The sequence below is a fragment of the Corynebacterium sp. HMSC28B08 genome (assembly GCF_001806865.1).
In the GTDB taxonomy this organism is placed as follows: Bacteria; Actinomycetota; Actinomycetes; order Mycobacteriales; family Mycobacteriaceae; genus Corynebacterium; species Corynebacterium auriscanis.
In genome coordinates, this window is record NZ_KV786178.1 from 132,136 (window position 1) to 155,066 (window position 22,931).

22 protein-coding genes and 1 tRNA gene are annotated in these 22,931 nt (G+C 59.0%); 9 read left to right on the forward strand and 14 right to left on the reverse strand.

Features of this window, described 5'->3' with window-relative positions; genetic code table 11:
- The first annotated feature begins 98 nt into the window (after positions 1 to 98).
- Complete coding sequence (gene rlmB, locus HMPREF3098_RS09270; protein ID WP_070434946.1) at positions 99 to 1,049, forward strand: 23S rRNA (guanosine(2251)-2'-O)-methyltransferase RlmB; 951 nt, start codon at positions 99 to 101, stop codon at positions 1,047 to 1,049.
- A gap of 168 nt (positions 1,050 to 1,217) precedes the next feature.
- Here rlmB and HMPREF3098_RS09275 read toward each other — a convergent pair whose 3' ends face one another.
- The 4 genes from HMPREF3098_RS09275 to HMPREF3098_RS09290 form a co-directional block, all read right to left on the reverse strand.
- Positions 1,218 to 2,870, reverse strand: a complete 1,653-nt coding sequence (locus HMPREF3098_RS09275) for a carboxylesterase/lipase family protein (RefSeq protein ID WP_070434947.1) — start codon at positions 2,868 to 2,870, stop codon at positions 1,218 to 1,220.
- A 187-nt stretch (positions 2,871 to 3,057) separates the two neighbouring features.
- A complete protein-coding gene (locus tag HMPREF3098_RS09280; RefSeq protein ID WP_070434891.1) occupies positions 3,058 to 3,981 on the reverse strand; it encodes a metal ABC transporter permease in 924 nt (307 codons plus the stop codon).
- On the reverse strand, positions 3,978 to 4,679 hold the full coding sequence (locus HMPREF3098_RS09285; RefSeq protein WP_070434892.1) for a metal ABC transporter ATP-binding protein: 702 nt from the start codon (positions 4,677 to 4,679) through the stop codon (positions 3,978 to 3,980). Before HMPREF3098_RS09285 ends, HMPREF3098_RS09280 begins: the two co-directional genes overlap by 4 nt.
- A gap of 19 nt (positions 4,680 to 4,698) precedes the next feature.
- Positions 4,699 to 5,757, reverse strand: coding sequence for a metal ABC transporter solute-binding protein, Zn/Mn family (locus HMPREF3098_RS09290; RefSeq protein WP_070434893.1), 1,059 nt, complete (start codon positions 5,755 to 5,757; stop codon positions 4,699 to 4,701).
- A gap of 114 nt (positions 5,758 to 5,871) precedes the next feature.
- Between HMPREF3098_RS09290 and HMPREF3098_RS09295 the strand changes: the two genes are divergently transcribed.
- Entirely contained in the window at positions 5,872 to 6,999 is a 1,128-nt protein-coding gene (locus HMPREF3098_RS09295) for a LacI family DNA-binding transcriptional regulator (RefSeq protein WP_070434894.1), read from the forward strand.
- Here the strand turns inward: HMPREF3098_RS09295 and otsB are convergent.
- The 5 genes from otsB to HMPREF3098_RS09320 form a co-directional block, all read right to left on the reverse strand.
- Positions 6,947 to 7,780, reverse strand: a complete 834-nt coding sequence (otsB, locus tag HMPREF3098_RS09300; protein WP_168156015.1) for a trehalose-phosphatase — start codon at positions 7,778 to 7,780, stop codon at positions 6,947 to 6,949. The two genes, HMPREF3098_RS09295 and otsB, sit on opposite strands and share 53 nt — an antisense overlap.
- A gap of 195 nt (positions 7,781 to 7,975) precedes the next feature.
- Positions 7,976 to 8,467, reverse strand: a complete 492-nt coding sequence (locus HMPREF3098_RS09305; RefSeq protein WP_083284422.1) for an META domain-containing protein — start codon at positions 8,465 to 8,467, stop codon at positions 7,976 to 7,978.
- Complete coding sequence (locus HMPREF3098_RS09310; protein ID WP_070434896.1) at positions 8,467 to 9,945, reverse strand: alpha,alpha-trehalose-phosphate synthase (UDP-forming); 1,479 nt, start codon at positions 9,943 to 9,945, stop codon at positions 8,467 to 8,469. The genes HMPREF3098_RS09305 and HMPREF3098_RS09310 overlap by 1 nt, the downstream gene beginning before the upstream one ends.
- A 9-nt stretch (positions 9,946 to 9,954) precedes the next feature.
- Entirely contained in the window at positions 9,955 to 10,329 is a 375-nt protein-coding gene (locus HMPREF3098_RS09315) for a hypothetical protein (RefSeq protein WP_070434897.1), read from the reverse strand.
- A 208-nt stretch (positions 10,330 to 10,537) separates the two neighbouring features.
- The gene (locus tag HMPREF3098_RS09320) at positions 10,538 to 11,962 is read right to left on the reverse strand and encodes a threonine/serine exporter ThrE (protein WP_083284437.1); all 1,425 of its coding nucleotides are present in this window, start codon (positions 11,960 to 11,962) and stop codon (positions 10,538 to 10,540) included.
- A 316-nt stretch (positions 11,963 to 12,278) separates the two neighbouring features.
- Here HMPREF3098_RS09320 and HMPREF3098_RS09325 point away from each other — a divergent pair.
- Both HMPREF3098_RS09325 and HMPREF3098_RS09330 read left to right on the forward strand, forming a co-directional pair.
- Positions 12,279 to 12,354 (forward strand) — tRNA-Thr (locus HMPREF3098_RS09325).
- A gap of 38 nt (positions 12,355 to 12,392) precedes the next feature.
- Positions 12,393 to 12,758 (forward strand): hypothetical protein, encoded by a 366-nt coding sequence (locus HMPREF3098_RS09330; protein WP_070434899.1) that lies wholly within the window; start codon positions 12,393 to 12,395, stop codon positions 12,756 to 12,758.
- Here the strand turns inward: HMPREF3098_RS09330 and HMPREF3098_RS09335 are convergent, their stop codons facing one another.
- Positions 12,759 to 13,304 carry a GNAT family N-acetyltransferase gene (locus HMPREF3098_RS09335; RefSeq protein ID WP_070434900.1) on the reverse strand — a complete coding sequence of 182 codons (546 nt, stop codon included), beginning with the start codon at positions 13,302 to 13,304 and terminating at the stop codon, positions 12,759 to 12,761.
- A gap of 103 nt (positions 13,305 to 13,407) precedes the next feature.
- Complete coding sequence (locus HMPREF3098_RS09340; protein WP_070434901.1) at positions 13,408 to 14,136, reverse strand: L,D-transpeptidase; 729 nt, start codon at positions 14,134 to 14,136, stop codon at positions 13,408 to 13,410.
- A 141-nt stretch (positions 14,137 to 14,277) separates the two neighbouring features.
- Here HMPREF3098_RS09340 and HMPREF3098_RS09345 point away from each other — a divergent pair, with 141 nt between their 5' ends.
- A complete protein-coding gene (locus tag HMPREF3098_RS09345) occupies positions 14,278 to 14,985 on the forward strand; it encodes a response regulator transcription factor (RefSeq protein ID WP_172644067.1) in 708 nt (235 codons plus the stop codon).
- Positions 14,986 to 15,045: 60 nt separating this feature from the next.
- Positions 15,046 to 16,602 (forward strand): sensor histidine kinase, encoded by a 1,557-nt coding sequence (locus HMPREF3098_RS09350; protein WP_083284424.1) that lies wholly within the window; start codon positions 15,046 to 15,048, stop codon positions 16,600 to 16,602.
- Here the strand turns inward: HMPREF3098_RS09350 and HMPREF3098_RS09355 are convergent.
- Genes HMPREF3098_RS09355 through HMPREF3098_RS09365 form a run of 3 tightly spaced genes read right to left on the reverse strand, consistent with a single transcriptional unit; the run spans position 16,553 to position 18,935 of the window.
- Entirely contained in the window at positions 16,553 to 17,359 is an 807-nt protein-coding gene (locus HMPREF3098_RS09355) for an esterase/lipase family protein (RefSeq protein WP_070434902.1), read from the reverse strand. The genes HMPREF3098_RS09350 and HMPREF3098_RS09355 overlap by 50 nt on opposite strands.
- Positions 17,356 to 18,504 (reverse strand): lipase family alpha/beta hydrolase, encoded by a 1,149-nt coding sequence (locus tag HMPREF3098_RS09360; protein WP_083284426.1) that lies wholly within the window; start codon positions 18,502 to 18,504, stop codon positions 17,356 to 17,358. The genes HMPREF3098_RS09355 and HMPREF3098_RS09360 overlap by 4 nt, the downstream gene beginning before the upstream one ends.
- Positions 18,504 to 18,935 (reverse strand): HIT family protein, encoded by a 432-nt coding sequence (locus HMPREF3098_RS09365; protein ID WP_070434903.1) that lies wholly within the window; start codon positions 18,933 to 18,935, stop codon positions 18,504 to 18,506. The genes HMPREF3098_RS09360 and HMPREF3098_RS09365 overlap by 1 nt, the downstream gene beginning before the upstream one ends.
- 54 nt (positions 18,936 to 18,989) lie before the next feature.
- Between HMPREF3098_RS09365 and purD the strand changes: the two genes are divergently transcribed.
- From purD to purB, 3 genes are all read left to right on the forward strand, one after another.
- The gene (gene purD, locus HMPREF3098_RS09370) at positions 18,990 to 20,246 is read left to right on the forward strand and encodes a phosphoribosylamine--glycine ligase (protein WP_070434904.1); all 1,257 of its coding nucleotides are present in this window, start codon (positions 18,990 to 18,992) and stop codon (positions 20,244 to 20,246) included.
- Positions 20,247 to 20,361: 115 nt separating this feature from the next.
- A complete protein-coding gene (locus HMPREF3098_RS09375) occupies positions 20,362 to 21,312 on the forward strand; it encodes an Fpg/Nei family DNA glycosylase (protein WP_070434905.1) in 951 nt (316 codons plus the stop codon).
- Between the two features lie 145 nt (positions 21,313 to 21,457).
- Positions 21,458 to 22,897, forward strand: coding sequence for an adenylosuccinate lyase (gene purB, locus HMPREF3098_RS09380; RefSeq protein ID WP_070434906.1), 1,440 nt, complete (start codon positions 21,458 to 21,460; stop codon positions 22,895 to 22,897).
- Positions 22,898 to 22,931: the final 34 nt, after the last annotated feature.

Here is a 22,931-nt window from a genome sequence, read left to right on the forward strand (position 1 = left end):
AGATGAAAATAGTACATCGCGGGGCTCTAACGATAGGATGGGCGACAGTCAATCAAGAAAAATAATGCATGTAATCGAGTATGCAGAGGGGCCAGATCATGGCAGGAAATTCACGCCGCACGGGTGCAGTGCGCAAGACCGAGCGCAAGGGGGCTCCGAAGGGGTCGGGAGGTCAGAGGCGCAGGGGGCTTCGTGGCCGTAAAGCCACGCCGAAGGCAGAGGATCGCACGTACCACCCCGCGTATAAACGCAAGAAAGAAGCAGAGCGCCGCGCATCGGGTGCGCACAACCGTCGCGATCGCGCCGACGCTGTGGAATTGGTTGTGGGCCGCAACCCCGTCGTGGAGTGCCTGCATGCGAATGTCCCGGCAACCGCGTTGTACGTGGCCGAGGGTACGAAAAATGATGAACGCCTCTCCGAGGCAGTGCATACCTGCGCTGATCGCGGTATCTCCGTGTTGGAGGTGAGCCGCCAAGAACTCGACCGCATGACGGGAAATGGGATGCACCAGGGCATTGGCCTGCAGATTCCGCCGTACCAATACACCGAGGTCGAGGACCTTATTGCGTCGACCACAAGTGCTGCCACTCCCGGTATGGTCGTGGCGCTCGACAACATCACCGACCCTCGTAACCTTGGCGCGGTTATCCGGTCTGTGGCCGCATTCGGTGGTCACGGGGTTATCATTCCCGAACGACGCAGTGCTTCAGTGACTGCAGTGGCGTGGCGGACATCCGCTGGAACCGCCGCGCGCCTTCCCGTCGCAAAAGCCACGAACATGGTGCGCACCCTCAAGCAATTCCAACAGGCCGGTTATCAGGTAGTGGGACTGGACGCTGGGGGCGATCACACCCTCGATACGTACGACGGCACCACCCCTGTGGTGATCGTGGTTGGCTCGGAGGGCAAGGGATTGTCCCGACTCGTGGCGGAGACATGCGACACGATCATGTCTATCCCGATGGCCAAGTGGGTGGAATCCCTCAACGCCTCTGTTGCTGCGGGTGTTGTGTTAAGCGAGTTCGCGAGGCAGCGTCGCGTGAAGTAGCGCGGGGTTTGCATTGGGTGGGCGTCCCACGCGCCTGAAGTAGCGCGTGGTTTGCATTGGGTGGGCGTCCCACGCGCCGACCGCCAACCGCCGACCGGCGGGCGGGTCCGGTGGGGGCGAGGCTCTTGTGGCCAATGCGGATCTGAGCGCGTGCTGCCACACGTCCCGCTAGCCCAATAGCTCGGAAAGGTCCACCCGCTCCCATGCCTGTCGTAGCTCCGACTGGGGGTCCGTTTGAAGTTGTTCGGCGCGGGGCAGGGTGGCGTCGAAAATAAGGGTGGAAAAGCCGGTGGAGTAGGGAGCGAAACCTGGGTCGCCGTCGTGAATGAAGGCACGCCAGCGATCGTGCATAGCCACCGAGGTGGCATGCAGATCGTCACGACCACCCATGAGTAGCGCAACGCGGCCCTTATCTTCGCGGTAGCGCCTGAATAGAATCGGCAGGTCCAGCGCGTGCATGGAACCTATTCCCGCGCGGCGAAGAAACGGAGTGGTGGTATCCAAACGGTAGAGCCAGGCCTTGCCCGGCGCGTGATTGCGTGCGAGTTGCCATGTGGGGGCTGTAAATATGGAGTCGCCGAAGAAACGGCCAGTCATCAGGCGCGAAGAGGCCGACGCATAGTGCTTTTCCAAAATCTCCATGCCCCGCTCGCCATGGACGCGCGCGAAGTTGTTCGCGCGTTGGCGCTGCACCCTTCGAGGGTTGGGCTCTAGGCGCATCATGTCGTACTCATTGAGGTTGGTACCGGTCAGCAGTGGAATGTCCAACGTCGCGCCGGGTGCCAATGGGTGCCGGGGTAGCAGGTCGTTATCAATAAGCGGGGCGAACGGTCCAGGGATGCTGTGGGGGTTAGCTGCTTGGTAGCGCACCAGTTCGTCGGAGAGCTGCCCCAGAATAGCTGCATCCGCGGTGAGCATCGCCTGGGTGGATTCACGTAACTTCGCAGGCGAGAGCTCCGGGGGATCTACGCGGACCCGTGTGCGCTCCTTCACCGGTAGCCGTTGTTCACGTTCAAGACGGTAGAACCAGCGCGCTGCCCGGTCGGTCCACTCCTTCGCATGCTGGCGGGAATGCACCATGTTGCCGGCAGGCGATTGGGAGATCGCCCCGCGCACAATGCCCCGGAGGGACGGGGTGGCCAACAACGCGTTGACCATGGATCCACCGGAGGATTCTCCCATGATGGTCAAACGATCTGGATCCGCGCCAAACGCTGCGGCGTTGGAGTGAATCCACTGGATGGCCGCGATGAGGTCGGAATGGCCCGGATTAGTTTCCACATTGTCCGGGCCGTATGTTCCCTCGCCGACGGCGAGCTGACCGAGAATTCCAATCCGGTAGTTTACGGCGACAAACACGCAGTCCATGGATGAGGCGAAGTATTCACCGGAGAACATGGGCTGGGCGGCGGAACCATGCACATTGGAACCTCCGTGGATCCACACGACGATGGGGCGATGGGCTTCGCGGTTGAATACCTCTCCGGCTTCCGCGTTGGCATCTGGCACAACAACGTTGAGCCACAGGCAATCTTCGCTACCGAAGCGGCGACCCCCCGTTTTCTTGGGTGCCGGGCGGTACTGGGCGCAAAATGGGCCGGAGCGATCGGCGTGGTAGACCTTAGTCCAAGGGGCAATGGGGCGGGCGCGTTTGAAACGAAGAGGGCCGATGGGCGGTTCGGCGTATGGAATACCACGGAAAGCTACCACCCCGTTTTCTTTGTGTCCTTTGATCGGGCCCGAAGAGGTGTTAACTACCCATGGGTTGCGGGAGTGAGGGGTTCCAGGGCTTTGTAAGGGAGGAACCTGTTGAGGATGCAAACTGTCTGTTGACGGTTGAATTGAATCGTGCGGGGCATATGGTCGATTGGGTTGAGTCACATATTCGACCTTATAACTTATTAAAGCTCTTATAAATACCGCCCGTGGATTGAGGCTGCTCCGTGGCAGCCCGGTCTGTTCGGTCAGGTCAGTATAAGGGCGTGGTCGGCCCCAGGGGCGCTTATCCCTACGACCCAGGGACTGAGTCAGCTGGGTGGTGGGGGCGCTCAGTCACATCGTCGGAGTATTCCTGCGCGCGGTGTTCATCGGCATTCAAGGACCGAGAAAACGCCCATTCAATCCCGCGGCACACTAGGTAGATCGCGAAGCTCAGCGATGTGACGAAGACAGATACCGGCAACCCCGGCGCCAAGGACAACAGCAGGCCGCCCACGGCTGAAATCACCGAGAATGTGCCCGAGAGCAACACGGCGATCAGGGGATTGCTCGTGACTCGCACCGCGGCCGCACCCGGGGTGATGAGCAATGCGATCAGCAGTAGCGCTCCCACGATCTGCACGCCCTGGCTGGCCACCACTCCAATGAGGGCGGCGAAAACCAGCCCCAGAGTTTTGACCTTCACACCCGAGGCCCCAGCCAGCGCGGGATCGACGGTCGCGAATAGTAGCGGTCGCCACAGCAGCGCCACGACTGCCACCACGGCGACAGTTAGTACCGCCAGAAGCCCCAGCGAGCTGGAACTCACACCCACAATCTGACCGGTCAACAGGCTGAATGCCGAGGAACTACGGCCGGGGTACAAGTAAATGAACAGCACGGATAACCCCATGCCGAAGCTCAATACCACTGCAACAATCGAATCTTGTTCCTTCGCCCCCAGTGCGGTCAGTATCACGGCGGCGAGGACGGCGCCCACGAGCGCGCCCCAGCTCACTCCCATCCCAACCAGTAAAGCAGCGGACGCTCCCATAAGGGCCAGTTCGCCGGTGGAGTGCGCTGCGAAGCTCATGTGTCGCATCACAATCAACGGTGCAATGGCGCCGGAAACAATTCCCAGCAAAAGGGCGGCAATGATGGCATGCTGCACGAAATCCACTTGCAGTAGCGTGAGCGTATCAGCCCACCAATCACCCGTGTGGAAATCCGTCATATGACAATCAGCCTTCCGTCCACGTTCAGAACTCGCACATCGGTTCGGTACAGCTCCGATAGGGTCTCGGACGTCATTACTTCTTCTACCGAACCGATGGTATGCCCGTGGGGCGTGAGGTACAGGACCCGATCTGTCACATGCAGAATGGGGTTAATGCCGTGCGTGACAAACAGCACGGCGGTGTTGTGTTCCCGTCGGCGCCGATCTAATAGTTCTACGGTTCGTTTTTGCGCACGCATGTCCAGGGACAACAACGGTTCATCGCACAGCAATACGTCCGGATTGTTCGCAAAGGCCTGCGCTTGCCGAATGATTTGTTGTTGACCACCCGAAAGCTGGCCAATTCTGCGATCGGCCAACCCAGTTGCCCCTACTTCTGCCAGGGCCTGGTCAACGGTTTTCCGGCTTGGCTTTCTTTTTTTGACGACGCCATGGGCCACAGCGAGCCCGACTAAATCCCGGGCTCGGATGGGGATTGTGGGATCGAACATCCGTTGCTGGGGAATGTAGCCGATCCGCCCATTGACCTCGCATGAACCGCGGGTGAGCTTGCGGGTACCCAGCGCAGCATTGAGGAGCGTGGATTTCCCTACTCCGTTGGTTCCCAGAATTGCAAGGAACTCACCTGGCGCGACCTCGAAGGAGAGGTCGCGCCAGAGCGGTTCCATCGCGGCGTCGGTAAAAGAAAGAACCATAGTTGAGTAACCTACGCCTTTATTTGGTGGCGGCTTCCAGATCGGAGATCAGCTTCTCAGCGTACTGCAGGTAGTCCTGATTATTGTCCGGGGTTTCGTTAACGTTGATGACCTTCACACCGGCATCCTTAGCGGCCTTGGTGAGTTGTTCAGCCGCGGGGGTTTGCGACTGCTCATTGGTGATCAGGATGTCGGCTTTCTTAGAGGTAATGGTCTCACGAGCGGCAGCCAGGTCTGCAGCGGAAGGCTCCGACTCGGCGAAAACGGACTTTGCGAAGGCTTCCGGGGTGACATCCGTGAGACCCGAATCCTTCACTACGTCCGAGGCGATTGATTCCGTGAGCACCACGTTCTTGCCCTTGAGCGCCTTGATACGATCGGCGAACTCATTGGTCTTCTTCTTGAAGTCCGCTGGATCCTTGGCGATCGAGTTATCCTTCGCGTTCAGCTCCTTGGCCAGATGGTCGGCGAAGTTATTCACCGTTTCCATGTCGAACCAGATGTGAGGGTTCTCGCCGTGGGCGTGGTCATGCTCGCCGTGAGCGTGCTCGTCGTGCATCGCATCGCTGGGCGCGGCTTCGTCGTGGTTGTGCTCGTCGTGTGCGTGCTCACCCTCGTGCTTGTGCTCGTCGTGCATCGCATCGCTGGGCGCGGCTTCGTCGTGGTTGTGCCCGGCGTGGGCACCCTTGTCACCTGCGCCGTGATCGTGGTGGTGCGCTTCACCCACCGGCTTGGCTGTGATGAGGGGAGTGCCGCTTTCCACGTGATCGGTCAACCAATTGTCGTAACCCGCGCCATTCCCCACCACGATGTCTGCGGACTTGAGTTCGGCCAAGTCCTTAGCGGTGGCCTCGTACTCGTGTGGATCGTCCTGATTATTGTCCAAGATAGTGACTACCTCGACGTTGTTGTGCCCCTTGGCAACCTCTTCTGCAATGTCGCCCCATACCGAGGTGGACGCAACAACCTTGATGTTCTTGCCATCGGCAGCTGTATCAGTCGAACCACCATCTGCACACGCAGTAACTCCCAACCCCAAGGTCAGGGCGGCTGCAAGTCCGGTCAAAGTCTTCTTCATTCGAAATCACCTATTTCTCGTCTCGACGCTGACAACCGTTCCCAATTATTCCTTATTGCATAGTACTAGGGCATGGTGAGCTTTCCTATTCCACGACCGCTTACAGTAGTGACTATGAATCGTCGTTCAGCACGCCGTGGCACCCTCGCATCGATCGCCGCGGAAATCGGGGTTTCGCGCACCACTGTGTCGAATGCCTATAACCGGCCGAATCAACTGTCGCCTGAGCTGCGCGAGAAGATTTTGGCGACCGCTGAACGCGTAGGTTATCCAGGCCCGGATCCCACCGCCCGTTCACTGCGAACGCGCCGCGCCGGTGCCATCGGAGTTTTACTGACCGAGGACATGACGTATGCCTTTGAGGATCAAGCATCCGTGGAATTCATGGCGGGCGTGGCCACGGCCTGCGGCCCCCTAGATTCGTCGATGCTCGTGCTACCTGCGGGCGTCGGTAATCCAACGGAAAGAGCAGCGCAGCTGGTCAACCAAGCTAGCGTGGATGGTTTCATCGTCTATTCGGTAGCCGCCGATGACCCCCACTTGGCTGCAGTGTTGGCCCGGGGACTACCAACCGTGATTTGCGATCAGCCCGTGAAACCCGCTGCCAAGGGAGATTTCGGTTTTGTGGGAATCGACGATCGCGAAGCAATTAAACCAGCGGCGCAGGCCGTTGTGGATGCCGGTCACACCAATATTGGGGTGCTGTGTATCCGCCTTGACCGTACCCCCAACGATGGTCCCGTTTCTGCCACTCGCCTGCGTACGGCTCAAATGCACGTGCAGCGCTCCCGCGTGCAGGGGGTTTTGGATATTCTTTCCGACGCCGCGCTGGATCCAGCCCACGTTCCCATAGTGGAACGCCACATCAATAATCGGGAGACTGCGAAAGAAGCCGCACGCGAACTGTTGACGTCCCACCCGGAATTGACCGCGGTGGTGTGTACCACGGATTCAATGGCGATAGGAGTGTTGGAATATGCTCGCGAACAGGGAATTTCGATTCCCGCGCAGTTGAGTGTTACCGGTTTTGACGGCATCCCGGAGGCCCTACACGAAGGCATTACAACGGTACGACAACCAACGCAGCTTAAAGGCCAACACAGTGGCGAGATGCTGGGAGCGATCCAAAGCGCCGGTTTCGCTAAGTCGGCAAACTTTCCGGAAACACACGTGATTCTGGAGACGACCTTTAAGCCCGGAACGTCAATTGCTCCACCAGTTGCACAAGGTAATCGCGCATAGCGGTGGGGGAGCCCAGACCGAACTCCGCGGCTGTTGGCTTGCCTTTTCCGTCTGAATCGACGTGGATACCGATGTCGTATCCGGGCCTCAAAAGCTTCAGTACAGACTCGTCCGTCGTATCGTCACCAGCAAAAAGTATCCGGTCGATGCCATGTTCGTCGCAGAAAGCCTTCACATAATCGCCCTTGGAGGTGGAATCCACCGCCACTTCCAGGATGCATTTGCCTTCAGTGATCTTTGCCGATGGTTGGGAACTGGCGAATTCCCGGTAGCGGGCGGTGGCAGTGGCGGCCGCGTGAGGATCCTCCGCCGTGCGGCTATGCAAACCCACGGCCAATGGTTTCAGCTCCACCCACACGCCGGGGGCATCGGCGGCTACGTCATGCGCTACCTCGGATAGCCGCTGCCACAAGTCCAGCTGCCCCGGCGAGAGCTGGGGGTGAGGCTGGCCCAGCTGGGCCTCGACCACCCCTTTGCCAATGGGGGCAGGTTCGGCACCGTGGCTTCCCACCAAATGAATATCGCAGGGCAGCTGCAACTGGGTGGCCGTCACGAGATTGCCCAGGTTGCGACCAGAGATGATCATGGCTTCCACATTGGGTAGCCCGGCGGCTTTCTCTAAAGCTTCGATTGCGCCTGCCTCCGCCCGGCTAGCCAGGGGCTCGTCAGAAAAGGGCGCCAGCGTTCCATCGAAATCCATCGCCACCAGCAGTTTCTCATCGGTCGGTACATCCGGGATGATCGGGGCGGGAAGACCGCCGGAATGCGCGTTCGTGGACATGTGGGGCATGGTTGCTTCGCCTTTCTGCGGTGCTTGCTCGCTGTGTCAATGGTTTCGCTGTCGCCACGGGGATAGCGCTGCGGCCAGTGTTGGGTCTGCGGTGCTTGCTCGCTGTGTCAATGGTTTCGCTGCCGCCACGGGGATAGCGCTGCGGCCAGTGTTGGTTCTGCGGTGCTTACTAGACGTATCCGATTTCTACTTACTGGGCCCACTGATGAACTCCATCGCCGGCGTGGTCTGCCACTGTTGCTCGTCCCCGTCCTTGCGCTGCAAACGCAACGTGGAATCCACGGGGCGTGAAATCGCCATGTCATGGCCCGCCAAAACCTGCTTTATCCGATTAGCGTTGTCCTCATCCCCCGGCACACACTTCGTATCGTCACGCTGTTCGGAGGTGATATCGCCAAACCGAAGCGCCGAGCCTTCCTCGAGCCATTCCACGCTGCCCCGTAAAGCGATGCACCCACTGGCCCCAGTGAACTCTCGATCACCGAAAACGAGGAACGCCCGCCCCTGCTGGTTTTCGGGAAGGATGGAGGGCCGGGTGGCGTCGGAAGTAATTTGAGTGACCTGCCACTGCGTGGTGCCCAATGGTGTTTCCTGCGTGGCGCAGGCGGCCAATGGAAGACCAGCCACGATGCACACGACGGTGATGCGGGCAATGTTTTTCAACGCGACGGGTGGCACTAGGCGTTATCCACCTTCTGCAACTGACGAAGGAAAGATTCGGCCCAGCGGTTAACGTCGTGCGTACGGACGTGATCCCACATGTCCAGCATGCGCTGACGGCGAGAGTTCGGGTCATCCGTCGCGGCCTTCACCACCGCCATGGCCGTGGAGTCGGGGTCATGGGGGTTACACAGGTAGGCCTGCGTTAGCTGGGTGGCCGCGCCCGTGAACTCCGACAACACCAGCGCACCCGAACCGTCGGAGTGGCACGCCACGTATTCCTTGGCGACCAGGTTCATGCCGTCCTTCAGTGCAGTGACTAGGAGTATATCGGCGGCGGAGTACAACGCGGTGATGTCTTCAAACGGCAAACCAGCGTGCGTGTAGTGCACGACCGGGCGACCCAGCGAACCGTAATTGCCGTTGATACGAGAAACGATCCGCTCCACCTCCTCGCGGACGCGCTGGTAATCCTCCAGGCGCTCGCGGGACGGGGTGGCCACCTGCACCATCACAACGTCTTGAGCTTTAAGGTCCCCGGAATCCAGCAGGGTCTCTAGAGTTTCCAACCGATGCGTGATGCCCTTGGTGTAATCCATGCGGTCCACACCGGCAAGCAGCAGCTTGGGGTTGCCCAACTGCGTGCGCAGTTTTTCCGCACGGGCCATCACCTCGGGGGACATGGCTGTCTGATTGACGTGCCTAGCATCAATTGAGATGGGGAAGACCCCCACTTTGACCTCGCGCGTGGACCCGTCACTGTCTTGGACCTGAACCACGCCGACGATGTCACCTGGTTGAGGCAGGCGGGCCCCACGGACGAAAGTGTGCTCATCTTCTGCGTGAGCATAAGAGACGTCCTCGCCCAGCGCCTGCAACGTGTCTAGGAAATTGATGGCGCCATCGGCGGTGTGGAAACCCACGACATCCGCGCCCAGCGTTCCCTCTAAGATCTCGCGGCGCCACGGCAGTTGCCGGAACAACTCCGGGGCGGGGAAGGGGATGTGAAGGAAGAAACCGATGCTCAAGTCGGGGCGCTGTTGTCGCAGTTGCCCCGGGACTAGGTGCAGTTGGTAATCCTGCACCCACACCGTGGCGCCCTCAGCGGCCTCACGCGCCGCGGCATCCGCGAAGCGCTTGTTGACCTCCTGGTAGCGCTCCCAGTAGTCCTTATCGAACTTTGGGCTGACGATGAGGTCGTGATACAAGGGCCACAATGTTGCGTTGGAAAAACCCTCGTAGAACAACTCGTGGTCTTGGGCATCCAAGTTCACCGGCAGCATCCGTACGCCGGCCTGTTCAGCCGAGGGCATGTCATCGACCGCGACTTCATCCGTGCAGCCCGGCCAACCAACCCATGCCCCCTCACGTTCATGCAAAACGGGCTTCAACGCAGTGACCAACCCGCCAGGGGAGGGGTTCCACTCCACTTTATCCCCGTTGAGCACTCGGTCGACGGGTAAACGATTGGCGACGACGATGAAATCGCTAGTCATGAGAAGCTTTTACTCCGCAGTCTTAGAGGTTTTCTTCGTGGCTTTGGAGGCTTTTTTGGTTGTCTTCTTTGCTGCCTTGGTGGTTTTCTTCGTAGCCTTGGTGGCTTTCTTGGTCGCCTTCTTGGCAGCCTTCTTTGCCCCCCGCTTCGTGGTCTTGCGGGTCGCCTTCTTGGCCTCGGCTTCCTTGGCCTCAATTTCGGCGACAACGCGGCGGTGGATCAGTCCCTCTGGCTCTACACCCAGCATGCACATCAGCGTGGCTGCATCGAGGAAGTCCTCGGAAAAAGTAGCGACAATGCGCTGCGCTGCTGCGGCGGTCTCCGCCTCCACGGCGTGGAGGGACTCGGTGTTGTTGGAACGATTGTCGGTGACCTTCGGCGGCACGTGCGCAACCCCTTTTCTCTCTTGATGCGGGTCTATCTTCGTTGCACCAGCGCGACCAACTAGGCGAGCAACCGCGTTGCCGGCGGGGGAGCCGGCCGTACGTCGTGTCGCGTATCCAGTTGGGGCACTAGCTTCATCGGGCAGAGGCTTTTGGTGAAAAACCCCTCAACCAACAGTATTTTACGCGAAAAGGTTTCAGTTGGTGCGATCAGTCTCCCTTGGGCTCTTCGGGCTTCGGCATTTTGTGGTCCAGCTGCCACAGGGATTCAGATCCCTTCTTTTCTCGACGTCGCCAGTGCAGTGGCTGACGAACTCGGCCGTCCACTGTGAGGCGTGGTTGGGAGATATCCCTGCGGCGCACGATTCGAGGGCGAATGAGCTGTTGGTATCGATTGATAATGCGGCGCGGCCGGCGGATTCGACGCGCGGTCCACTCACCCAACACAACCCCCGCGGCCAACGTGGTGGCGGTAGCCAGCGCCAGCGCCAAATTGGAAATACCCACAACGAATTGCTCGCTCAGCATGGAGCTCATACCGCGGTAGAGCGCCAAACCGGGCAGTAACGGAGTGATCCCGGCGGCCGCGGTAATCTGCGGCGGAATCATGTACCGACGGGAAAGCAAACCACCGGCAAAACCAACAGCCAGGGCGCTGGTGCCATTGGCGAACATGGGCGACCAACCCGCGACACTCTGAATGACGAAGAACGCGGTGGATGCTACCAGCGCGGTTAAGCCAGCTACGATTGTTGCGCGGCGCTCGGTGAAACACGCGATACAGAAGAAGATAGTGGCGAAGGCCCCGGAAATGATCTGCAGCGGAACGGAGCCGAACTCGCCTGACGTTTGGGAGGTATCGATGGGAGGCAACGTAATGCCGATCCATGCCATGGCTTGAATTCCGGCACCGATACCCGCAATGATGCCGCCGGTTTGCAGCAGGGTTTCAAAGAAACGGGCGGAGGACGTGACAGGGGCGCCGGTAATGCCGTCTTGGAGGGCTTGCACCAGCGTCAACCCAGCCAGCAGCGCCACGATGCACGATGCGATAACCAACGAGGGCGGTAGGAAAAAACCCAACTCCACACCCACGGCATAGGTGAGAGCCGCAGGGATCACGGAAGCGAAACCGCCCAGGACGTTTTGGAAGAACACGGGCAGGGATTTGGATGCCAACCACGCGTTGGCAAACACCGTGAAGATGGTGGTGACACACGCTACGAAGGCAATGATCCAGCCACCGCCCAGCAGCAACCCGACCGAACCGGCGAATCCGCCCCAGGCAAGCAGTGCGTAACGGTTGCGGAAAGGCAGGTTAGAGGTCTCGATCTCGAACAGAATCTGCTGGGCCATCTCCAGCGGCGTGGCGCCCGCCACGATGGATCGCACCAACCGATCGACTTCTGTCAACCTGGAAAAATCCGTGGTGACCTTGTGCACAACACGGAACACCGACGTCGCAGGCTGGTTCTGGTTGAACCGCGCATACACCGTGATGGTGTTCAATGTGATGTCCACGTGCGTGTAGTGCAAACCGTAGGCGGTGGCAATGGCCCTTATTTGGGCTTTCGCATCGGTATTTCCGGTGCCGGCCGCTAAGAGCTGATCGCCGATGCGGGCCGCCAGGTCCATGACTGCGTGCACTTTAGCGGGATCGCTTAAGTCGACCGGTGCCAGGGGTGATGGCGGTGGTGCGAGGCGAATCGCATCGATCGTTGCGCGATTGCCGGTGAAGAGCAGCTCAGCGCCCTTGCCAATGGCGCTCCTCAGGAAATTACTCACCCGTCACACGCTACATTGCTGCCCTTTTCTTGTCAGCAGGGGCCGGACGTTCGTACATGGTCCTAATGTGGTGGCGGTTTGGTGCTCTGGCTTAGCTTGCTGGTACTCTATCTCTTATCCATTGTGACGCCGCGCTGCAGTCGGGCGCGGTTAATTTTTGGGTTCTGCTGGAGTGGCGCAATCGGTAGCGCAACGGTCTTGTAAACCGTAGGTTGCGAGTTCAAGTCTCGTCTCCAGCTCCACTACTTTCTACGCTGTTTGTGGGCGCTATTGTGTCAGCATGACTCTTTGGAAACTCAGCGACGATTGGCTGCGCAATCATACATCTCCAGACTTGGTCTACACCGTGGTCCTGCGGTTGGATTCCCCAGACATCACGCAACGCGTGTGGCAGCAATTCGGAGAACGGGTTGTGGATGGAGCGGAGGCTGGGGGAGGACCGGAAGGCCACCCCACCGTGCTGTGGGGTGGCGCATACCTAGAACTGGTGGGGGATCGGGAGATTGAAGCTGGCAGTGGTGGGGAAGATGCCTTGGATTCCCTCGACTACGTGATCAATGAGTTACTGGCTAACGCTATTGCTAGCGCAGATGTGAGCACCAGGATTACGGTGGTGTCGGCCGCGCGTCAGCTGGTCAAGGACTAGCTACTGCTGAAAGCCGTAATACATGACTTTGCATTCGCCGGATTCCGATAGGCCCCGGTGCTTATAGCCGATGCGTTCATAGACGTGCTCGGCACGGTCGTTGCCGAAGTCCACGGCCAAGCTAATTCCCGGTGCGCCGGAAACTTTAGCCAATAACATCGCACGTTCCATGAGAATGGTCCCCAGACCCCCGCCGGGGTGACCGGGTGCGAGCGCTAACGCCACTTCAGGCACATCAGCGCTGACGAAACCACTGCAGTGCTCCTCTTCGGTTCCTCTACGCAGCCAAGCAGCACCAATATCGCGACCATCCTTTTGGATAATGATCCCGCCCTGATCTTCAGTCCACAAACCGACGTAGTTGTGGCTATCTTCGCCGAATCCCTCGGGCAGTTCCCGATCTGCATCCCCGAAAGTTTCCGCTTCGCGAAACATCCGCTCGATAAACGAACGGTCGGCTTCGGTGGGGCGACGGAATGTGATGGCAGATCCGTCTTTGGCATGGGTGGGCGAGTAGGGATCAGCCGTGTGAAGTGAGTTTGACATGCACTCTAACGTAACAAAAGCCGGCCTCCAGGGAGACCGGCTTAAGGGAGAACGTGGCGTCGATTAAAAAACCACGCCCAACGGCGATAAAAACCGAAGGGTCCTAGAAGATGAAGACTTGGTCGCCAACGTTCAGAGACGCGAAGTACTGAACGGCATCCTTGTGATACAGGTGGATGCAGCCGTTGGACATAACGTACGGGTCGCCCTCGTGAAACGCATGGCCATTGTTAGTGAAGTACACGGAGTATGGCATTGGAGCATTGCCGAACTCGCGAGAGATCTCGTCCTTCACCTTACGGGTCACGACCATGGAGCCACGTGGAGTTTCCTCGCCGCGCTTACCGGAGGAGATGCGAACCGGACCGTAGGTGCGCTTACCGTTGCGCTGCAACCAGGTGACCTGGTTCTTCAGGTCAACACAAGCGCGTGCAGATGGAGGGCAAGGATTGTTGGCCTGACGGGCGGCAGCGCGTTTCTTCGCAGCGGCAGCGGCAGCGCGCTTCTTGGCAGCAGCTGCTTCGGCACGCTTCTTCGCGGCAGCACGAGCGCGCTCGGCTTCACGAGCCTTCAGGGCGCCAGGGGCGATGAAGTTGGCCGTGTTATCAATGCCTTGACGAACCGGGCCACGAAGCTGAGGGGGCAGATTGTTCGTCTGGTTGTACAGGTTGTCGCGTGCGTCCAGAACAGCCTTATGATCTGGGGTTGCGGAACCAAGAGGGCCTGCTGGAGCAGCAGAAGCGGTACCGGCACCCAGAGAAAGCGCGGTGAGCATTGCAACGCCGGCTGCGGTTGCGCGGCGACGCAAAGAAGGTGGGTTGTTCGAAGTCATGGCAAGAAGCTTAACCTGTCTATTAGTTTTTGCATAGTCGACATTCAAATGTTGGCACCCGTGTGTTGCGCATGATTTTTCACAGGAACTGTACAGTTGATGTACAGGACCGGCGATATTCGTTGGATGACAATGAGGGACATGACCATGCCGAATAATGCACCAACCAAGGTTCTCGTCGTCGACGATGAATCGAATATTTCTGATTTGCTCAAGGTGAGCCTCAAGTTCCAAGGCTTCGAGGTGGAAACGGCAGATAGCGGCCAAGCAGCGTTGGACATTGTCGATGAATACCAGCCCGATGCTTTCATCTTGGATGTCATGATGCCGGGAATGGATGGGTTTACCCTCCTCAACAAACTGCGCTCGCAGGGCCACGATGCCCCTGCGCTATTCCTCACCGCCAAGGATGGGGTGGAAGATCGCATCCACGGGCTGACTATTGGTGCGGACGACTACGTGACTAAACCTTTTAGCTTGGAGGAAGTCATCACCCGCCTGCGCGTGATCCTGCGCCGCGTGTCCCCAGAAGATGAAAAAGAATCGAATGTCATCACCTACGAAGATCTCACCCTCGACGATGACATGCACGAGGTCACTAAGGCAGGAAAGGTTGTGGACCTTTCGCCCACAGAGTTCAAGTTGCTGCGCTACCTCATGGTGAATGCGGAAGTGGTTCTTAGTAAAGCCAAGATCCTCGACCACGTGTGGAACTACGATTTCGGTGGCGACGGAAACGTCGTGGAATCCTACGTGTCCTACCTTCGGCGAAAGATCGATACCGACGACCCACGCCTTATTCACACCGTTCGAGGTGTGGGGTACGTGCTACGCAAGCCCCGCACCTAAATCGAGAATCGACCGGTCCCCCTTGTCCACGGAGAATTTGTGACTCATATCGATCCCCCGATGGGAACGGCAGTCAAGGCTGAGCATCCCCGCAAGAACTTCGCGGGGCATTTCCTTTCCCACTACCCGCTGCGTATTTCGCTAGTGGTAGTAATTACCGCCCTTGCAGGGGTTGGTCTCACGATCTCCAGTGCGGTAGTCACGTCCACCCTGCAACGATTCATGATCCAACGTGTGGATGATCAGTTGGCAAACGCAACTGATTCGTGGGCACACCGCACTTCAACCAGTCGCACAACGCCGTATGGCGACTTGGGTAAAACTGAGGACCCCCGTGGATCGGGCAGCTCGGACGGGTCCTCCTCAGGCGGCCTGCTTGGATCGTATCCAAACAAAAGCGATGTGGATCGGCCTCCCAGTGACTTCTATGTGCTGGTAGTAGATGGCCCCGTTGCCTATGAGCAGTTCAACAGCGTGAACGAATCGAAGCCGGAGGTTCGTGGCCTCGACAAACCAACCCCTCCTACGACCGTGAGCGCCCGCCCGGGCAGTGCCTCACCCACGGCGTGGCGCGCGGCGAGTGTGCAGAACCAGGATGGCACCGTCACGATCGTTGCGCTGCCCCTAGCCGATGAAGAACACACCATTACCCGCCTCATCGCGCTGCAGGTCATCATTGGCCTTATCGCTTTGGCCGCCATTGTGGTGGCCAGCATGTATATCGTCCGCAGGGCGCTGAAACCACTGAACCAGGTAGAACACACCGCCTCGTTGATCTCGCGCGGCCACCTTGAACAACGCATCCCCACCTGGTCCCCAAACACGGAGGTGGGGGCGCTATCGCAAGCCCTGAACCGAATGCTGGCACAGATCCAAGGGGCGTTCATGTTTGTGGAGAATTCCGAGCGTCAAGCCCGCGGGTCCGAGGCCGCCATGCGCCGTTTCATCGGCGACGCTTCCCATGAACTTCGCACCCCGCTGACCTCCGTGCGCGGATACGCAGAGCTCTACCAATCCGGAGCTACCGATGATGCTCGCATGGTCATCGACCGCATTTCCGAAGAGTCTGCCCGTATGTCCCTCCTCGTCGAGGATCTGCTGGCGCTGGTGCGCATGGATGAAGGGCGCCCACTGAAACAGGACCGTGTGGACGTGCTGGAGCTGGTGCTGCACTCGGCGGATTCCGCTCGCGCCGGTTTCCCCGGGCGACACGTGTCGGTCAACAATAGGTGTGGGGACATTCCGGTGGTCATTGGTGATGCTAACCGGTTGCACCAAGTGGTGGGCAACTTGCTGACCAACGCACTTCGTCACGGTGGGGATGCCGCCCAGGTTCAGATCAACCTGTCCCAAGGTAGTCACACCGTCATCATTGAGGTTTCAGACGACGGTAACGGCATCGCCGAAAAGGACTTGCCCCATCTGTTCGAACGCTTCTATCGCCCGGATGTCTCGCGCTCACGTGCATCGGGTGGCTCAGGGCTGGGCCTTTCCATCGTGAAATCCCTCGTAGAGGCCCACGGTGGCACCATCACCGTGGCCAGTCGGCTGGGGGACGGAACTACCTTTACCGTCGAGCTGCCGTCCGCTGCGGAGGATGTTCCAGAGCATGCTTAACCAATCCAGCGACCTTGCGGTTGCGCACCAGCATGTTGTGGGCAACCTCTAAATCGGGGTAGTACTTCTGCACCAACACCAAACGCAGAGGCCCAGGATGCGCGGGAGTACCGGTCCATTCGCTATCGTCGGCAAGTGCAAACGCGGCTTCCAAAGGAACAGTTCGGTCATACTTCGTAGCAATCTGCGTAATGGGGACCGTGCAGGTGGCCGTTTGATGCAACACCGCGGTCAATTCCGGGGAGCCAACGATCTGTTGGGCGAACGCGGGACCGGCTACGGCATCGACGATTCGCAGCGCGGCGTCGGCACTAGGCCGACCAGACCACGGCATGCGAACACCCCGAAAATCGGCGCCCAACCCAACTATATGGTGCACAAACCGACCAGCGCGCGGTCGGGATGCCACAGCGAGGGACAGCAACCCGCCCTGTGAATGCGCCACCAAGTCGAACGTGGGCGATTTGGTCTGATCGTGTAGCTCCTCCAACTGCTTTTCAATTTCTTCGATGGAGCCGTTGAGGGCTCGCGTGCCATTATCGCCGTAACTCACGCTAAAGACGCGCCGGGACCGCCCGTCGTAAGTGGAACGCAGATACGGGACCAAACGGTTGAAATTCCCGCGGCCCCCCACGGTGCCGTGCACGACCACCACTGGCCGAGGCTCTCGCTGGCTCAGCTGGTACGTCGGCGACTCCTCCCAATGCCCTAGATCCGGCAGGTAGGAGAAAATCGATCGGCGCGCTGCCTCCGTCACGAATCCCACTCCTCTTCTTGCCCCTCATCATCCCGTAGTGCCTGCACAAGCGTCTCGTGCACTAACTCTTGGATGGCGGGATTGCTGGGCAACTCTTCATGCCTACATTTACCGACGCCCACGTCCTGCACAAAAACATTCTTCACTAGGTCCGAGTCCTCCATGGACAAAAACGCATTCTCGTGCGGGACAACCGTCGAGTCATTGCGGGTGGCGTAATTGGTGTAGCGAATCATTGGGCGGGTATCGGGGCTGGCCGCGAGTGTTTCTAACACAGGGGAGCCGATGATTTGTTGCATACCGGCAGCGCCGAATACACGGCGAATGGTCGCAGCGGCCATGCGTTGCGTGGTCTCTGAGGTCAGGAGGTTCCCCAGCATTCCCAAAAGCGTGGTCCCTTGGTGGGGTGAGCCCAAACTGATGAGGTGGTGGACGTAATCCTCCCCGCCTAATTCGTTGATCCAATACCGAGCCAGCAACCCGCCTTGGGAATGCCCTACAATATCAACGGCCTCGGCGCCGGTAGCTGACAAGACCTGTTCGATGTATGCGCCGATATCTTGCGCTGAGGTGGGGATATCCTGCGTTCCATGCACTCCATAGTCGGGGCTAAACACCACAAAGCCGTCGTTGCGCAGGCGAAGAACAAGGTTTTGCCACACGTTTTTAGAACTGATGGTGCCGTGAATGAGCACTACCGGGTAGGGCCGATCCAATGTGGGCCGGGCTTGCCAAAGGTCATCTGCGTAACCGTGGGAGACCTGGCGCGCACCCAGTGGGGGATCGGGGATGGCGCCACGTAGTTGCGGCATTGATGGGCGGGTGACACCCAGGTTGCCGGGAATGTCGTAGATGAAACGCCCCGTTGAAGCTACGCCGTTGGATAGACGAGTAAGCCACGTCCGTTCTGATTTGTCGAGCAGTGGTTCGTCGGATTCTGACAGGGCAGTGCCGTCGGCATTTTCACCTGCAGCCTGCTCAGCAGTGAGGTCATCGGGTGGTGTGCCGTCCAGTTCATTGGAATCGGCGAAAGAGCTGGAGCTACCCGTGGCGAATTCGGGATCCGCCCAATCAGGGGCTAGCGCGAATTCGTCATCGGATTCATCGTCATCTTCGATGGGGTAGGGGCGCTGCTTGGAGGTCATTAGTCCTTGGGCTGTTCCTTGAGGTCAGTGGTGCCCAGAATCGCGCGGATCTTGTCGGCGGCAGCTTCCATCTTGGCCGGGTCGGTCTCATCCATTTTCATCACGTTCGCCAGTGAGTAGCCGGACATGTCGGCAGCGGGGAAAACGTGGATGTGAGCGTGGGGAACCTCAAAACCGGCGATGAGGTACCCAGCGCGTGGAGACTTGAAAGCCTCGATAATCGCCTGGCCTACTTTTTGCGCAACTTCATTGCAGTGTGCCCACAGGGCAGGATCCATATCGGTCCACCGATCGACTTCTTCAACTGGAACCACGAGGGTATGTCCGTATGCGACGGGCTCGATGGTGAGGAAGGCCACAACCTTGTCGTCACGGTAAACAAATCGACCGGGTAGTTCTCCATTGATGATCTTTGTGAATACGCTCGTCATGGTTCTCGATGGTAGCGCCGGACCGTCAAACATGTGGTGGGTAAAGTATTCACTATGCGCATTCTTGTGATCGGAAACGGTGCCCGCGAGCACGCTTTGGCTTATTCTTTGTCCCAGGACCCATCGGTGGACGAGGTCCACGTCAGCCCCGGCAACGCGGGTATGGCTGCTGTTGCTACTCTCCACCCCTCTGGTGATGCAGTTGAACTAGCCAGGGACATTCAGGCGGACCTCGTTGTCATCGGGCCGGAAATCCCATTGGTCGCCGGTGTTGCAGACGAATTGCGTGCGGCCGGTTTCGCCGTGTTTGGTCCGTCCAAGCAAGCTGCTCAAATCGAAGGCTCCAAGGCTTTTGCGAAGGATGTCATGGCGCGCGCCGGGGTTGCCACGGCGCAGGCCCAGTCGGTGCCGGTCGGTGCTTCGGATGCTGATATCGACGCCGCTTTGCACAACTTCGGCCCCATGTACGTGGTGAAGGATGATGGCCTCGCCGGTGGAAAAGGTGTGGTTGTTACTGATGACCGCGCTGCGGCTGTGGCTCACATTAAGGCTGTTCATGAGGGTGGAAATCCGGTCTTGTTGGAAACCTTCTTGGACGGCCCGGAGGTATCCCTGTTCTGTCTCGTCGACGGGGAAACCGTCGTTCCGCTGCTGCCCGCCCAAGACCACAAGCGTGTGGGTGAAAACGATGAGGGTCCCAACACCGGTGGCATGGGGGCGTACACTCCGCTGCCGTGGTTGCCCGAAGATGGTGTACAGCGCATCGTCGATGAGGTGTGCCGTCCAGTAGCCAAGCAAATGGTGGAAGATGGGGTTCCTTTCAACGGCTTGTTGTATGCCGGGTTGGCGTGGGGCAACAATGGCCCATCGGTAGTGGAATTCAATTGCCGTTTCGGTGACCCGGAAACCCAGGCGGTGCTGGAGCTGCTCAAGACTCCGCTCGGCGGGGTGCTGGGCGCGGTAGCACGTGGTGAGCTGGAATCACTGCCCGCGCTCGAGTGGAAGGAAGGCTACGCCCTGACGGTCGTACTGGCTGCAGAAGGGTACCCGGAAGCACCAAAGACGGGCGAGGTTATTTCGGGGGCTGATGCCGGGAGCGAATCCAAGGGGATCCGGGCCGCTGGTGTGGCGGAAAAGGATGGGAACTTGGTTTCGGCAGGTGGCCGCGTGATCAATGTCATCGGCTCGGGCGCCACGCTCGAAGAAGCCCGCGACCAGGCCTACCGCGTGATGGATAGCGTGACCTTGCCGGGTGGGCACTTCCGCAGGGACATCGCCCTCCCCGCGGTCGAGGGGCGCATTTCGGTCTAATAGCACCTTTCTTTGCAAGCTTGGCAGGATTTTGTGGGGATGGAGCGTTGACCAGCCTGTGGTCATGCGTGGTAGGGATTTCCCTTCTGCGCTGCGGTCTCGTTAAATTGCCCATATGCCTGAAGGTCATGTGATTCACCGGCTCGCGCGGCACCTCAACCAAAACTTTGGGGGCCAGGTTATGAGGGTCAGTTCTCCCCAGGGGCGTTTCGCCGCCGAGGCGGCTCTGATCGATGGGACTCAGTTATGCCAAGCACGTGCGTGGGGGAAGCACTTGTTTTTGGAATTTGGTTCCAAACGTATCGTGCACATCCATTTAGGTTTGATTGGATCGTTTCGGATCGAACCTTACCAATCGGATACGCCGTGGGGACAAGTTCGTTTGCATTTGCATCGGGCGATAGATGACGGGGGAGCGGATGCCTACGCGCTGAGCAACACAGATAGGCAGGCCGGCTCGGTGAAAACGCAAAGCACAGGCACCGCAGGTGGCGCAGCCATGCTTGATAACGCGGCCCAGTCAGACAATCAGGCCGTAGCTGCTAATCTACGGGGCCCGCAGTGGTGCCGGTTGATTACCGAGGCCGAGATGGACATAGAGATCGGCAAGTTAGGGGCGGATCCCCTGCGGCCCACCGATCCTTTGAACCTTGAACTAAAAGAAGAAGTCTTTCGGCGGTTGACGCGCAGTCGCCGATCGATTTCAAGTTTGTTAATGGACCAGAAGTTCTTTGCCGGGGTAGGCAATATCTACCGCGCCGAGGTGCTCTTTCGTTTAGGGATCAATCCGGAAACGCGGGGCGATGTGGCGTCGGAAAGAAAAGAAGAAATCTGGGAAGACCTGGTGGAGCTCATGGCTTACGGCGAGCAGCACGGACGCATCGATACAGTGAGGCAAGAGCATAGCCCTGAGGCGATGGAAAGAGCACCGCGGGAAGACGACCACGGAGGAGAGGTGTACGTGTACCGCCGGGCGGGGCAACCGTGCTTGGTGTGTGGGGATGGCGTGCAACATGCGGTGGTGGAAGGGCGGAATCTCTTCTGGTGTCCCACGTGCCAGCGATGAGGCACGGTAGGAGGTCCCGTGACTGCCGTAAGAGCAGGATGCATTCTTTCCTGGTGCTCCGATTACCAGCGATAAAGGCGCGGTAAAAACTGGTAAAAGCGGTGGTGGGGGAGAGGTAGCAGGTGCGAGGCGGACTTGTGGGATAATGACGGACGTGCCTGCGAAAAAGAAGATTTCAAACGTCCTTGCTAACCGATACGCATCCCCTGAGATGACCGCGATTTGGTCACCGGAGGACAAGATCGTCATGGAGCGCCAATTGTGGATCGCCGTGATGAAGGCCCAGCAGGAGCTGGGTGTTGAGGTTCCTGCCGAAGCGATCCAGAGCTACGAGAAGGTCATCGATAACGTTGATCTGGAATCGATCGCGGAACGGGAGAAGGTCACCCGCCACGATGTAAAAGCTCGAATCGAAGAGTTCAACGCCCTGGCCGGCAATGAGCACATCCATAAGGGAATGACGTCCCGCGACCTGACCGAAAACGTCGAACAACTGCAGATCTACCGCTCCCTGGAGATTGCTCGGAACAAGGCCGTGGCCGTGCTGGCGCGCATCGGCAAACGAGCGGGCGAGTACGAATCCCTCGTAATGGCGGGGCGTTCCCACAATGTGGCCGCGCAGGCGACAACGTTAGGAAAGCGCTTTGCCTCCGCCGCAGACGAATTGCTCATCGGTCTGGAGCGGATCCAGGATCTGCTGAATCGCTATCCACTGCGCGGTATTAAGGGGCCAATGGGCACCAGCCAAGACATGTTGGACTTGCTCGGTGGGCAGGAGGACAAGCTGGCGGGCCTCGAATGGAAGATTGCCGACGAGCTAGGATTCCGTCGCGTGTTCGACTCGGTGGGGCAGGTTTACCCGCGCAGCCTGGATATGGATGCGTTGTCCGCACTGGTAGAACTCGGCGCGGCGATGAGCTCCCTGTCGATGACGATCCGTTTGATGGCGGGTAACGAGACCGTGACGGAGGGGTTCAAGGAAGGCCAGGTTGGGTCTTCCGCGATGCCACATAAGATGAACGCCCGTTCGTGCGAGCGAGTTGGCGGCATGCAGGTGCTGCTGCGCGGTTACCTGACGATGGCCGCGGACCTAGCGGGTGCGCAGTGGAACGAAGGTGATGTGTTCTGTTCCGTAGTTCGTCGCGTGGCGCTACCGGATGCATTCTTTACGTTCGATGGCATGTGCGAGACGTTCCTGACCGTGTTGGACGAATTCGGTGCATTCCCCGCGATGATCGAGCGCGAACTGGACCGCTACCTGCCATTCCTGGCAACAACGAGGATCCTGATGGCCGCTGTGCGCGCCGGGGTGGGGCGCGAAACTGCGCACGAGGTTATCAAGGAGCACGCGGTTGGCGTGGCTTTGAACATGCGCGAAAATGGTGGCGAGCAGGATCTGATCCAGCGCCTAGCCGCCGATGAGCGCTTGCCCCTAACCGAAGAGGATCTAAACGAAGCGCTGGCCGACCGACATGCCTTCATCGGTGCGGCGGAGAGCCAAACGCAGCGTGTCCTGCGCCGTGTTACTGAGATTACGAAACGCTACCCGCTGGCGGCGGCGTACACACCAGGGGAGATTCTGTAACCCGCAGGTTGCTCCGGGTAGGCCCAGTGTAGGT

Excerpts from the sequence above, each read along its gene's own strand:
- rlmB (WP_070434946.1), top strand. The coding sequence starts at position 99 with ATGGCAGGAAATTCACGCCGCACGGGTGCAGTGCGCAAGACCGAGCGC.
- HMPREF3098_RS09280 (WP_070434891.1), bottom strand. The coding sequence starts at position 3,981 with ATGACGGATTTCCACACGGGTGATTGGTGGGCTGATACGCTCACGCTA.
- HMPREF3098_RS09285 (WP_070434892.1), bottom strand. The coding sequence starts at position 4,679 with ATGGTTCTTTCTTTTACCGACGCCGCGATGGAACCGCTCTGGCGCGAC.
- HMPREF3098_RS09290 (WP_070434893.1), bottom strand. The coding sequence starts at position 5,757 with ATGAAGAAGACTTTGACCGGACTTGCAGCCGCCCTGACCTTGGGGTTG.
- HMPREF3098_RS09295 (WP_070434894.1), top strand. The coding sequence starts at position 5,872 with ATGAATCGTCGTTCAGCACGCCGTGGCACCCTCGCATCGATCGCCGCG.
- otsB (WP_168156015.1), bottom strand. The coding sequence starts at position 7,780 with ATGTCCACGAACGCGCATTCCGGCGGTCTTCCCGCCCCGATCATCCCG.
- HMPREF3098_RS09310 (WP_070434896.1), bottom strand. The coding sequence starts at position 9,945 with ATGACTAGCGATTTCATCGTCGTCGCCAATCGTTTACCCGTCGACCGA.
- HMPREF3098_RS09320 (WP_083284437.1), bottom strand. The coding sequence starts at position 11,962 with ATGGACCTGGCGGCCCGCATCGGCGATCAGCTCTTAGCGGCCGGCACC.
- HMPREF3098_RS09330 (WP_070434899.1), top strand. The coding sequence starts at position 12,393 with ATGACTCTTTGGAAACTCAGCGACGATTGGCTGCGCAATCATACATCT.
- HMPREF3098_RS09335 (WP_070434900.1), bottom strand. The coding sequence starts at position 13,304 with ATGTCAAACTCACTTCACACGGCTGATCCCTACTCGCCCACCCATGCC.
- HMPREF3098_RS09340 (WP_070434901.1), bottom strand. The coding sequence starts at position 14,136 with ATGACTTCGAACAACCCACCTTCTTTGCGTCGCCGCGCAACCGCAGCC.
- HMPREF3098_RS09345 (WP_172644067.1), top strand. The coding sequence starts at position 14,278 with ATGACCATGCCGAATAATGCACCAACCAAGGTTCTCGTCGTCGACGAT.
- HMPREF3098_RS09350 (WP_083284424.1), top strand. The coding sequence starts at position 15,046 with ATGGGAACGGCAGTCAAGGCTGAGCATCCCCGCAAGAACTTCGCGGGG.
- HMPREF3098_RS09360 (WP_083284426.1), bottom strand. The coding sequence starts at position 18,504 with ATGACCTCCAAGCAGCGCCCCTACCCCATCGAAGATGACGATGAATCC.
- HMPREF3098_RS09365 (WP_070434903.1), bottom strand. The coding sequence starts at position 18,935 with ATGACGAGCGTATTCACAAAGATCATCAATGGAGAACTACCCGGTCGA.
- purD (WP_070434904.1), top strand. The coding sequence starts at position 18,990 with ATGCGCATTCTTGTGATCGGAAACGGTGCCCGCGAGCACGCTTTGGCT.
- HMPREF3098_RS09375 (WP_070434905.1), top strand. The coding sequence starts at position 20,362 with ATGCCTGAAGGTCATGTGATTCACCGGCTCGCGCGGCACCTCAACCAA.
- purB (WP_070434906.1), top strand. The coding sequence starts at position 21,458 with ATGACGGACGTGCCTGCGAAAAAGAAGATTTCAAACGTCCTTGCTAAC.